Genomic DNA, 12,401 nt, shown 5'->3' on the forward strand with positions numbered 1-12,401 from the left:
ATATTATGTATAGCTTCACTAGATAAGATAATTTTTCTTTATCTACATTTCAAAGATTCTTTGATATTCTGTGAAAAATCTAGTTTATACATCTAGTTAAATAAAATTGTTAACGCTTACATTTTTATTAAGATTCACTAACGGATTATCACTTTTCATAATGACATTCATGCTTATATTATCTTCATTCAAATCTAATTACTGCAAATTTTTATTTTGTATATCGAAGGTTATTTCACCTATTTTAGCAATAACCCCCTAAAAGCACTTCTATACCAAACAAACTTTTTCAAAATTCATTTTCTAGTAAACCTCCCACTGATTTTTTAGAGTTTTCTGTAATAAATTCGACATGTGATCTTGCATTTTATATTAACAAATTTAGGTCACATAAGTTGTGAATGTTTTTTGTATATTTCCCTTCCCTTATATGTCTAACAAAAACAAATAATATATTTTATAAAAGAAAAAAATATATTTAAAAGAATTATTAAAACGGTATTTCCGGCTAATTAGGCCAACTGATATAAAAATAACATTCAAAATAATTATGTTATTTTTATACGAAAATGATTATATTAGTAGCTTAAATTTTTATTTGTGTTTGTAATGGGATGTTTTCCTCACATTGAGATTCAACTAAATCGCCCTTCTGTTCAGCTGTAGGGTTGTTTTGGGTTATATAATGATATACCATGCCAACAAATACAGATCCACCAATAATATTTCCAATTGTAACTGGAATTAAATTATAAATAGCCCCACTAAAAGAAATAGTATTGGGATGTGGCGATACCAGGGAGATTGCAAATAGCGATAAATTTGCAATGCTATGTTCATATCCAGATAAAAAGAATGTAAAAACCAATAACATCATAACAATTATTTTTGCTGTATCCCCTTTTACTTGAGAAGGAAGGAAGCATGCTAGACAAACAAGCCAATTACATAAAATAGCTTTGAAAAATAGCTGTATTGCCGGTGTATTCATTTTTACTTCAACAACATTACTTATCAAATGTTCATATTCAATTTGATCAAAAATACCAGTACCATAAAATAATAACGCAAAAAATATTGCACCTACCAGATTACCTAAAAAACAAGCACCCCAGTTACGACAAGTATCTAAGACCGTTGTTTTTTTTCGTAAGGTCGAAATTGTAAAATACATTGTATTCCCAGTAAATAATTCCGCTCCACCATATATTATTAATATAAGTGCAATTCCAAAAAATAAAGAAGCACTTAAATAAGTTGCAGGTGAATTTACAACGTGAAAAAAATCCCCTAATTTAAAACATAATACTATAATAAATCCAATATAGATGCCGGCTAGTAATGCACGAACAAAATATTGTATTGGGTTTATATCTAATATTTGTTTCTTCTTTTGTGCAAGTTTTATAGCATCAGCTATCCCTTGTTCTAACATAAAATTACACACTCCTTTAGTTCATGGTTATTATAAATAATCCTAAGAATAAACTACATGTTTCAATATTCACTTTCAAGATTTTGTTCAATATTTCACAAAATAAACATACTCACTTTACAAAATGATTCAAATGATGTGCAATCTGCTATATTCACTAAATCCTAGAAGGTGCATAATACACGAATATACCTAGTCAATATAGAATAAAAGAATAATTAATCTGGTATAAAAATTTTTAATTTATCATGTTTAGGAAAAGCACTCCATCTTAATTTTTACTTACTTGTATAGTGACCTATCAGGAAATTATTCGCACTTATACATAAAAAAACTTTAATTATAAGGTTACAGTGTGTTTGTATGCGTTATTCTTTAAAAATTGAAGAAATGCTACTAGCAGCAAACATATTCAACATTTTCCATCTGAAATATCTTAGTAACATTTTTAAAATTTCCTCTAACCTATGAGTTTAATGGGATCATCTTTGTATCTCATTACCCGAATAAAGATAATTTGTGACATATTTTAAAATAAACTATATATCAAGCAATCTGCTTTTTAAAATTGTTATAATATGAACGAACATCATTGCTCAATATTTCACAATCGAAAGGAGAAATTGATATGAGAAAACGAAAACGCTTAGTAATAATCGGTAATAGTATATCTAGTTTACGCTGTATTGAAGAGATTTTAATACAAAATCCTAATATGTATAGCATTTCTATTTTCAGTGATGAACTCTATCCTCTCTACAATCAAATAAACACTATTTCATTACAAGTAGATATTAAAAATAGAATACAAAAGCGATATAATTGGTACAAACAACATAATATTAAGCTTTTTACAAACGAAAAGGTAATAGAAATTGATCGTGAGGACGAGGTCATTGTTACAGATAAACGCCGTATTGTTTTCTACGATAAACTCATCATTGCAACAGGATCTACTGCTTTTATTTTTCCCGTTAAAGGACTGCAATTATTGGGAGTAAATAAACTTAGAACAACTGAAGAAATCCAATTTCTATTAAATATTAAGAAGCATGCAAAAAAAGCTATTATTATTGGTAATGGCCTGCTCGGTCTAAAAATTGCACAAAAATTACTTGATTTTGGAATAGACGTCCACGTAGTTCATTTCAGTTCACACTTAATGGCAAAACAAGATATCTTGGCTTGTTCATTACTATGTAACAAGCTAAAAGCAAAAGGGATTCAATTTCTCATGGAAAAAAACACGGTTAAAATCCTAGGTACAGACTATGCAGAGGGGATCCAATTCGAAGATGGCACTATTAAAAAATACGATTTAATTGTAATACCTATTGGTAGGCGACCTAATACACATTTAGCAAAAAAAGCTGGCTTATATGTTAAACGTGGCATAGTTGTTAATAAGTATATGCAAACAAATGATAAATTAATTTATGCAATTGGTGAATGCACTGAACACAATGGGATTACATTAGGATTTCCAGCTCCCCTCCATGCACAAGCTACTGTATTGGCCGAGCATATAACAAATGTACAGACAAATACTCTTTTTGCATAATTTCTTAGTTAATTAAAACTAATTCTTTATAACTTTTATCAAAAAAACTCTTCTTAATAATTGTTTAAGAAGAGTTTTAAACCTTTGAAAACTTGTTAAAGAGAACACCTTAATATTGACACATTTGCAACCCCGTTACGTATTAAATTAAAGTATTAATTTAACGAATTTCCGGAAAGAATTCTCCTTCCTCAAGCGTGTGAAGGGCGTAGCCCAACGGTAAGTGGGAGATGAATTTCGGTTTGGCGTAGCCAAAAGGTTTTCCTTTTTATTTTGCCTCTGATATAATCAGTCTTATAAATGATAAAGGTTGGTATATAAATGAAATTAGATAGTAATAACCATTCAGTATTCTTGTTGTATTATCACCTTGTGTTGGTCGTGAAATACAGAAGAAATGTGTTTGATGATGATATGTCAGACTATGCAAAAGATATGTTTGTTCGACTATCTGAAAACTATAACATCACATTAGTTGAATGGAATCATGATGTAGACCATGTTCATATTTTGTTCAAGGCACACCCTAATACAGAAATGACAAAATTCATCAATGCTTATAAAAGTGCAAGTTCTCGACTTATTAAAAGAGACTTTCCACAAGTGAAAAAGAAACTTTGGAAAGAGATGTTTTGGTCAAGAAGTTTTTGCTTGCTAACTACTGGTGGTTCGCCAATAGACGTAGTAAAAACATATATTGAAAATCAAAGTGAAAAGTGAGGTGAAATGATATGACAAAGCAGAATAAAGCATATAAATTCCGTTTGTATCCAACAGAAGACCAAGCACATCTTATGCGTAAAACCTTCGGTTGTGTACGTTTCGTGTATAACAGAATGTTAGCTGAACGGAAAGAAGCGTATGAAAAACATAAAAATGATAAGGATCAACTAAAGAAACAAAAGCTTCCCACTCCTGCGAAATACAAAGTAGAATTTGAGTGGTTAAAAGAAGTTGATTCATTAGCTTTGGCAAATGCTCAACTAAACTTGCAAACTGCCTATAAAAATTTCTTTCGTGGTCAAAATGACTTCCCAACATTCAAAAGCAAAAAAGACAGAAAGTCTTATACAACGAATGTAGTGAACGGAAATATTATGTTGCTTAACGGTCATATCAAATTGCCAAAACTGAAAATGGTACGTATCAAACAGCATAGAGAAATACCACAAGGCCATATAATCAAGTCATGTACGATTTCTATGACACCTACTGGTAAATACTATGTGTCCATTTTGACTGAATACGAAAAAGAGATCGTACAAAAAGAAGTAGAAACAGTTGTTGGATTAGACTTTGCGATGGATCAATTATACGTCAGTTCTGAGGATGAGAGAGCCAATTATCCTAAGTTCTATCGTGAAATGTTAGACCGATTAGCAAAGGCTCAACGAGTATTATCAAGACGTACAAAAGGTTCAGGGCGTTGGAATAAACAACGTATCCGTGTAGCTAAGCTGCATGAAAAAGTAGCAAACCAACGTAAGAACTTCCTTCATCATAAGTCTAAAGAGTTAGCTACTCATTTTGATGTTGTAGCTATTGAAGATCTAAATATGAAGGGAATATCGCAAGCACTTCATTTTGGAAAAAGCGTCGCTGATAATGCTTGGGGTATGTTCACTTCTTTCTTAGCTTATAAACTAAATGAACAAGGCAAACAGCTTGTGAAAATAGACAAATGGTTTCCTTCCACAAAAACATGTAGCAGTTGTGGAAATGTGAAAAATATGTCATTGTCTGAGCGAGTCTATTCTTGTATATGCGGTGTAAATCTCGATAGAGATTATAACGCAGCTATCAATATCAAAAATGAAGCAATACGCCTATTGGCGTTAGCATAGATAGCAATAAAATAACCCTTGGAACAAGGGAGTTAGCTCGGCTGTCTTAGGACGAATTCGTTAGCTACCAAAAGTAACGACTAACCGAGAAGCCCCCACTTCAAACAGTCCGTTAGGAAGTTAAGTGGCGGGTAGTTCACGTTTGATTATAAGGCATGTGATATTCTGTGACTCAAAAAATCCATACCTTATCAATTAAACCGATTGGTAACACATATTCCCTTTTTGTGATTTCCTCATATATAATGATTTTAAGAATTTATACAATTAAAATACTTGCTAATTTGTAATAACTCCTCTTTTATATTCTGAGAAAGGGGGCTTTTGTCAGAAACTGATAAGTCTTCTAATAGCTAACTGATTTTTTATTATTATTTTCTTATTTCCAACAGAGGCCATTAGTCCTAAACTTTCAAACTTATTCAATTTACGACTAATAGTCTCTCTTGTTACCCCCGCATAATTTGCCAATTCCTCTCGTGTCAATGGCAAGTTAATAAGTATTCCATCCTCAGTACTTTTGCCATATTTATCACAAAACTCCAATAATATGTGAGCAATTCTAACTTCAGGATTGTTTGTAGCTAAATTTTGCACTAAATTCTCTATCTTAGCTAAACGTTTTGTGACAACTTTTAACAACTTTAATGCAATACTTGGATTTCGTTCCATTATATAATCCATATTTTCTTTTTTTAGCATACAGATATGAGTATCTTCTATAGCATACGCACTAAAATTACTTTTTTCATCATAATTAAATATATTTAATTCACAAAAGGATTCACCACTTGTTAGTATATGCAATATTTGCTCTTTCCCTTGAAGAGTTAATGTACATAGCTTTACTTGTCCACTATTAATAATAAATAATGTATCTGATTTATCTCCCTCAAGAATTAATGGCTGACCCTTTTTAAACTTCCTATGTTTTGTCATTGAAGCTATATTACTAATTTCCTCTTCGGAAAGGGTCTTAAAAATTAGTACTTTTCTTGGGCAAAGCTCTCTTGATTTTTTATGATTATCGTCCATATTTTCTCACCTTACTTTAACTATAGAATTAAAAATATAATGATATCCAAGGTTATTATAGACATTTTTATCAAATATTGCAGTGACCCCAATCACAACTATATGTTTATAAAGACAGTGATATACACTATCTTCATAAACATATTTTGAATATGGCATAGAAAAATAAGGCCCTGAGGAGAAAGGGTGGCGCCAGGGCCCTATAGAGTGTACCGAAAATGGCTGTATCGGTATAAGTATCTGCTACATAACTATTATAGGATTTTTCAAAGAATATTTCTGTGACCAGAATCACATTCAAAAATATAAAAAACAATGAGAATACTGTGCAGTATTCTCATTGTTTTTTCCTTCTTATTCATCTAGTGGTGCAAAATGATTTTTATCTTCTCCGCACACAGGACAAACCCAGTCCTCTGGTAAATCTTCGAAACTTGTTCCTGGTTCTATATCCTCATCTGGATCCCCTACCTCTGGGTTATATATATATCCACATGGTAAACAAATGTATTTTTTCATGATTTCCTCTCCTTTTTGTACAGATTTATATTTTTTCTTTTAACTTGTTCATTATTTCACTTATGTTTGTATTTAATAAATCTATTCCTTCTAACGACACATGCTTTTCAATCGCAGATTTGTAAGAAATAGATGCAGCAACTCCTTCTAATGAAATCACACCGACTATTTTATTATCCTTAATAAATAACCTTGTATACTTCTCCTTACCGTCTTCTTCAACAATTGTTGTATCACATTGCTCTTCATTAACAACTCCAATTGAAAATAAAGATACATTGAATGCGTTAAAAATAGTGGTTGGAATTTCTTTTTTATAAATAGCAGTTTTAGAGACCATATTACTACCTGCTACTCTGCCTTGTTCCAAGGCAGTCCCCCATAAGCCTTCAATTTCATTATTTACTTCTGCAACATCTCCCGCGGCGTATACGGAGTCTATATTTGTTCTCATCTCCTCATCCACAACAATTCCTCTATTTAATTTAATAGCCGTATCATGTACAAGTTTAGTATTCGGAGTAACGCCAATTGAGTAAACAATACTATCACAATTAATTTGAGAATTGTCGTTCATCTTTATGCCAGTTACAGATTCTTTCCCGAGAATAGAATCAATAGAAGTATTTAAATACACCTTTACTCCTTCCTTTTCAATTCTTCGTTTCAAGAGAAGCGAAGATTTTGTATCTAATTGTCTTCTCATTAATAAAGGAGCTACTTCTACAATGGATACCTTTTTACCAGCTTTCAGAATAGACCATGCTGTTTCTAACCCTTGTACACCCCCACCAATGGTCACAACACTTTCTTTGTCCTCTAAATGACCTTTAAGCTCATCTGCTTCTTTCATGTCTCTAATAGTAAAAATATTTTTTTTATTAATTCCATTTATCTCTAATCTTCTATTATTCGCTCCTGTACAAATTAATAGTTTATGATAAGAAAATACCGCTTCATTGGATGTAACAATAAATTGCTCATCTGTATTAATTTTTACCACCTTTGTGTTTATAAAAACTGATATGTGATTATCTTGATACCACTTTTTCTTTTTAATTAACACTTTTTCACTGTGTAAATCTGAATACAGATCCTTTGATAATTTAATTCTTTTATAAGGTAGTGATGGCTCCTCACCAAAAATAAATATATTTGATCCTTTATCATACTCTCTAATAGTTTTAGCGGCATTTACAGCCGCTACACCACTCCCAATAATAACAAAATTCTTTTCCATGTTTTCACCTCCATTTTTCTATTAAATAGAACTCAATAATAAATCTGTAACAAATGTTGTTGCATGTTGGATTTTTTTTACTTTCTCCTCATCTCTTGGAGAGAATCTAATCCGAATAGGAAATTCAACATGAGTCATACCTGTAGATTTGATAACTTTTGATGTGCTTTGTACATTCATATTTGTTTCATTGAGGTAATCTTGTATCACTTCAATTGCCTCTCCACTCCAACCATATGAACCGAATGAAGCTGCAATTTTCCCTTCTAGGTTCATTTCTGTGATTTCTTTTAAAATGTCTTCTAAATTACCAATTATATCTGCATATCTAGTTGAAGATCCTATGAAGACTGCATCTGCTTCTTGGATACTCTTTAAAACCTCTAATTTTTTTGATTTATCAGCGTTAAATACTGTTACATGAATATTATCTGCTTCTAAAGTTTCTTTAATAATATTTGCCACTTTTTTTGTATTATTTTTAATTGTTGTATATACAATTGTTACTTTCTTATCTTGATTCGTATCTCTACTCATATCCGCATATAATTTAATATACTTCTGTATATCCTGACGTAAAATGTAGCCATGAGATGGTGCAATCATTTGTACATCCAAATCTTTTAGAGCTTCTATTAATGTTCTTACATATCTTCTATGTGGATGGATAATGGCATTATAATAACCAATAAAGTCTTCCGTAATATCTACATTCGCTTTATCACTGAAAATCTCGTCATTTGCTATATGAGTACTAAAAATATCACAAGGAAATAAAATTTTATCCTCTACACAGTAGGTAATCATTGTTTCTTCAGTATGAAGGTATGGCGTTTCTTTAAATTTCAATGTTTTTCCACCAATATCTAATGTATCACCGTCTTTTACTACTAAAAACTTTCGATTATGCAGTTTATACATCTCTTGTATTTCTGGTACTGCAATTTCTGTACATACAATCGTTGCATTAGTAGCTCTTGATGCTAATGCTGCCAATCCCCCTGAATGGTCGGGTTCTGTATGATTCACTACGATATACTGAATTTCTTGTGGATCAATTAATTTACTTAATGATTCTACAAATTCTCTTCCAAACTCTATATCAACTGTATCGATCACTGTTGGTTTTTCCGTTTTTAGCAAGTACGCGTTATAAGTTGTTCCTTTTGCTAAGATTAAACGATGAAATGGAACTTCTCTATTATCAACTTTTCCTACCCAATATATATCTTTAGTTAACTGAATTTCTTTGCCCATATAACTCAATTCCTCCTCAATCAGATTCGATTTACCACTGAATTATATAAACTTTTTTATAATTAAAAGAGGACTAGAATCACATTTTAAAAAAATTAATAAAAAAACACCTGAGTAACAGCTTTCTACTCAGGTGTTTTTAAAATTTATTTTGTTGCTACAATTACTAATGCCGGACCATCAAGTGAATATATTTTTTTATCAAAATTAGCGTAAGTTTCTACTGACTCAAATCCACAATCTATTAATATGGGAAGTAATTGTTTTTTTGTAATTGGATATAACTCTATACTATTTGAGAATTCTTCACCATTTGTATTTAATGTTACAGTAAATAGTACCTTTTTTCTCACTATTGCATAATCTCGTTTGAATGAGAAATGTTCTTTCGTAATTACTGGAAATATGAAATTTTTTTGATTTAATACTTTTTCATAGTTTACAATTTGAACTATGAACTTTCCATTTTTCTTAAGTTTTTTAAAAGAACGTTGAATGAAATCAGTAATTTCCTGTACATTGTCCAAATGAACCAACGTATTTCCAATACAATAAATACCATCAAATATCCCAGGCACATCGTCTATTTGCTGCATTCTAAGTGTATTTACAAAAAGTCTTCCCTTATGGGCTATAGCCTTCTCAGAAATTTTATCAGCCATTTTCTTCTCTGGTTCCATCGCAGTTACAATCATTCCTTTTTCAACTAATGCATTAGCCACATTCCCTGTTGCCGCACCTACATCAATTACGGAGTCCCCCTCTTGTAAATATGAAGCAATAAAATTCAATTGTTTTTCATTTTCTGGAAAAATTTCATCATAATACGGCATTAATTTTTGGTAAAAAGTCATTATTTATACATTCCTTTCTACATCCAGGATTGGAGAAAACATTAATACAACAATTAATCCAAACAAATTAATATATGAATATAACATAAACAATATGAATCATTATTAGTCTTTACGAGACAAAATATTTAAATACTATTATTGTTGTAATAAAAACGTAAATAGCATTTATACTCTCTAAAATCCCCACTTTTAAGATTGAAATATTCCTTCCATACAGTACTATAGACCGTATCAAACTTGGGATAAAAATAATGGTAATCGTTGGTGATAAAATAAGTGTAACAATCACAAGTAATAGATGGTACCACCATGACAGAATGCGATACGTTGGATTCTTTTTTTCACGTATCATTGTTTTTACATAAAACGTACTTCCTATAAAATATAAAAATGTTATAGTCGCTATTATCAATATATTTTTATCGACTGTTTTCATTGTGAAGTAATAACTTATAATGCCCCCTATACAAAACAAAAGAATTGCACATACATCATTTAATAAGGCTCGTTCATTTTTTTTGCTAGAAAAATAAATGTTTATACAAAAAAACGGGAGCATAATAATAGAAAAGTAAACTATACGCCATTCATAACTAAGAGCAATAGCTGTACATATACAAGCCTCACCAAAGTACAGAAAAAAATAATACAAATAATACTTCTTTCGCGGCTGTTTTACATACATTAATAAGGGATATGTAGCTAAATACACAAAAAACCACGCTAAAAAAAGAGGTATATGATACCATGTCCATTTACCAGTTAAAATACCTAAAACAAATGGAATAAGCAGCATTCCCCAGGCTCCATGCTGCTTTGGAATAATTAACTTCATTCTTCCACACCTCACATTTAATTTTTTATCAAAATGTTACGTAAGAATGATAAGAATTAGCATGTATATCATTAAATTTATAGATAAAAAACTTTACCAGTGAGAGAATCCCCCCCACTGGTAATCATACTCCACCAATTTAGGGAATACCCATCCCAAATAGTAAAATATAATGAATTTCTCATACTCACTCTTCTCTTATAAGATAAACCATGTTTTAAAAAAATACTGTGAGTGAAATCACTGCATTTTATTTTTATACCTTTTATTTTTTGAACTACCCCCACTTTCACTTCGTTTAGAAGTGAGGGATTCCTAAGTAAAGAGTTCTATCGAACTCTAGTTGATTAGGCTAACCCCGCAGTCCTTGCGGTTAGAAGCCTTATCGCTTCATTTTTTATATTGATACTTGCATTAATATCCCTATCATGGTGTGTACGACAAGAAGGACAGTCCCATTCACGTAGGTTTAGATTTTTAACGTCTTTGTTCTGATATCCACAACAAGAGCATAATTGGCTGGAAGCAAATGTTTTCGATACGACAATGACTTGTTTGCCGTACCATTTTGCTTTGTATTCTAACATGTATCGAAATTGCGACCAAGACACTTCACTAATTGCTTTTGCTAACTTGTGATTCTTTAACATATTCGATACTTGCAAATTCTCAATACCGATAACATCGTGGTTTTTGATGATTTCAGTTGAGATTTTGTCTAAGTAATCTTTTCTAGCATTTGAAATGTATTCATGAATTCTAGCTACCTTTACTCGTTGCTTATTCCAGCGAGAAGATCCTTTCATTCTTCTAGAAGGAACACGCTATGCTTTCGCCAACTTAGCTTCTAATGATCGGAAAAACTTCGGATTTTTAAAGGGTCTTCCATCTGACAAAATAGCGAAATCTTTTAGTCCTACATCTATTCCAATGTAAGAATTTGTTTTCGGAAGTTCTTGTACTTCTGTTTCAACTAACAATGACACAAAATATCTACCAGAAGGGTTCCGTCTAACTGTAGCATTTACAATACGTCCCTTTACTTCACTACTTTTGGCAAATCGAACAAGCCCTAGTTTTGGCAATTTAATTTTGTTTTCTATAACAGCAATGTTTTCATTTGTTTGTTTTGTGGTATAAGATTGTTCGTTGTTTTTCTTAGATTTAAAGCGCGGGGCGCTGTTTTGTTTTTTGAAAAAGCGTGTATAGGCATCCGCAAGGTTGCGGACAGACGACTGAATCGCAATACTATCCACTTCTTTTAGCCAAACAAACTCTTTCTTCATGGCAGGTAGTTTGGCAGAGCATGTACCATAGGTCAAGCCTTTTCCTGTCTCTTTGTATGCGTGATCCCATAAGGATAGGAAATGATTGAATACAAAGCGAGAACAACCAATCGTTTTGTTGATTAGAATTGCTTGTGCTTGATTTGGATAGATACGAAACTTATAGGCTTTATTAATCATCATTTCATTCACCTCCATTTCGGTATATGACTATTATACACCGAACGTATATTCGATAGATAGTGGAGTAACACTTTCTATATGTCGAACAATTCATCTCCCACCTACTCACTGTGCTGTGACCCTTCACGCTCCTTGAGGAAGGAGTCTTCTTGGCTAAAATGATAAAATAAAACATTGTTCAGTGTGTTTTTACTCTCTATTCATATCCTCACTCTTTGAACCTAAAACAAAAGAATTTTTATCTATAAATAATTGAATCATTCTATATCTTTTTATTTTTTATGAGCAAGGTAATACGATAAACTTCTAGATTTAGTCTCTTCTAAACAGAAAAGATTACATACTTCAT

Annotated in this window: 10 protein-coding genes and 1 pseudogene; 3 read left to right on the top strand and 8 right to left on the bottom strand. The window is 31.5% G+C overall.

What is annotated here, in order from left to right; translation table 11 throughout:
• Positions 1-586: 586 nt before the first annotated feature.
• Positions 587-1,435 (bottom strand): formate/nitrite transporter family protein, encoded by an 849-nt coding sequence (locus NST86_RS31395; protein ID WP_086423966.1) that lies wholly within the window; start codon positions 1,433-1,435, stop codon positions 587-589.
• A gap of 628 nt (positions 1,436-2,063) precedes the next feature.
• On the opposite strand from NST86_RS31395, the gene NST86_RS31400 reads away from it, so the two are divergent.
• From NST86_RS31400 to NST86_RS31410, 3 genes are all read left to right on the top strand, one after another.
• Positions 2,064-2,996, top strand: a complete 933-nt coding sequence (locus NST86_RS31400; protein ID WP_086392595.1) for an FAD-dependent oxidoreductase — start codon at positions 2,064-2,066, stop codon at positions 2,994-2,996.
• A 321-nt stretch (positions 2,997-3,317) separates the two neighbouring features.
• Positions 3,318-3,716, top strand: a complete 399-nt coding sequence (gene tnpA / locus NST86_RS31405) for an IS200/IS605-like element ISBth16 family transposase (RefSeq protein ID WP_000762752.1) — start codon at positions 3,318-3,320, stop codon at positions 3,714-3,716.
• Positions 3,717-3,727: 11 nt separating this feature from the next.
• The gene (locus tag NST86_RS31410; protein ID WP_340935250.1) at positions 3,728-4,840 is read left to right on the top strand and encodes an RNA-guided endonuclease TnpB family protein; all 1,113 of its coding nucleotides are present in this window, start codon (positions 3,728-3,730) and stop codon (positions 4,838-4,840) included.
• Positions 4,841-5,167: 327 nt separating this feature from the next.
• On the opposite strand, the gene NST86_RS31415 is transcribed toward NST86_RS31410, so the two are convergent.
• The 7 genes and pseudogenes from NST86_RS31415 to tnpB all read right to left on the bottom strand — a co-directional run bounded on the left by NST86_RS31415 (position 5,168) and on the right by tnpB (position 12,052).
• On the bottom strand, positions 5,168-5,875 hold the full coding sequence (locus tag NST86_RS31415) for a Crp/Fnr family transcriptional regulator (RefSeq protein WP_000342564.1): 708 nt from the start codon (positions 5,873-5,875) through the stop codon (positions 5,168-5,170).
• 354 nt (positions 5,876-6,229) lie between these two features.
• Positions 6,230-6,394 (bottom strand): rubredoxin, encoded by a 165-nt coding sequence (rd, locus tag NST86_RS31420; protein WP_000759867.1) that lies wholly within the window; start codon positions 6,392-6,394, stop codon positions 6,230-6,232.
• A gap of 25 nt (positions 6,395-6,419) precedes the next feature.
• Complete coding sequence (locus NST86_RS31425; protein WP_050822663.1) at positions 6,420-7,634, bottom strand: NAD(P)/FAD-dependent oxidoreductase; 1,215 nt, start codon at positions 7,632-7,634, stop codon at positions 6,420-6,422.
• Between the two features lie 21 nt (positions 7,635-7,655).
• Complete coding sequence (locus NST86_RS31430) at positions 7,656-8,891, bottom strand: FprA family A-type flavoprotein (RefSeq protein ID WP_000513994.1); 1,236 nt, start codon at positions 8,889-8,891, stop codon at positions 7,656-7,658.
• A 146-nt stretch (positions 8,892-9,037) separates the two neighbouring features.
• The gene (locus NST86_RS31435; protein ID WP_000145189.1) at positions 9,038-9,745 is read right to left on the bottom strand and encodes a class I SAM-dependent methyltransferase; all 708 of its coding nucleotides are present in this window, start codon (positions 9,743-9,745) and stop codon (positions 9,038-9,040) included.
• 112 nt (positions 9,746-9,857) lie between these two features.
• A complete protein-coding gene (locus NST86_RS31440) occupies positions 9,858-10,583 on the bottom strand; it encodes a YwiC-like family protein (protein WP_000766863.1) in 726 nt (241 codons plus the stop codon).
• 347 nt (positions 10,584-10,930) lie between these two features.
• Positions 10,931-12,052 (bottom strand): annotated as a pseudogene (gene tnpB / locus NST86_RS31445) (IS200/IS605 family element RNA-guided endonuclease TnpB).
• Positions 12,053-12,401 lie beyond the last annotated feature (349 nt).

Origin of the sequence: Bacillus sp. FSL L8-0199 (genome assembly GCF_038005705.1) — a bacterium.
Lineage (GTDB): Bacteria > Bacillota > Bacilli > Bacillales > Bacillaceae_G > Bacillus_A > Bacillus_A cereus.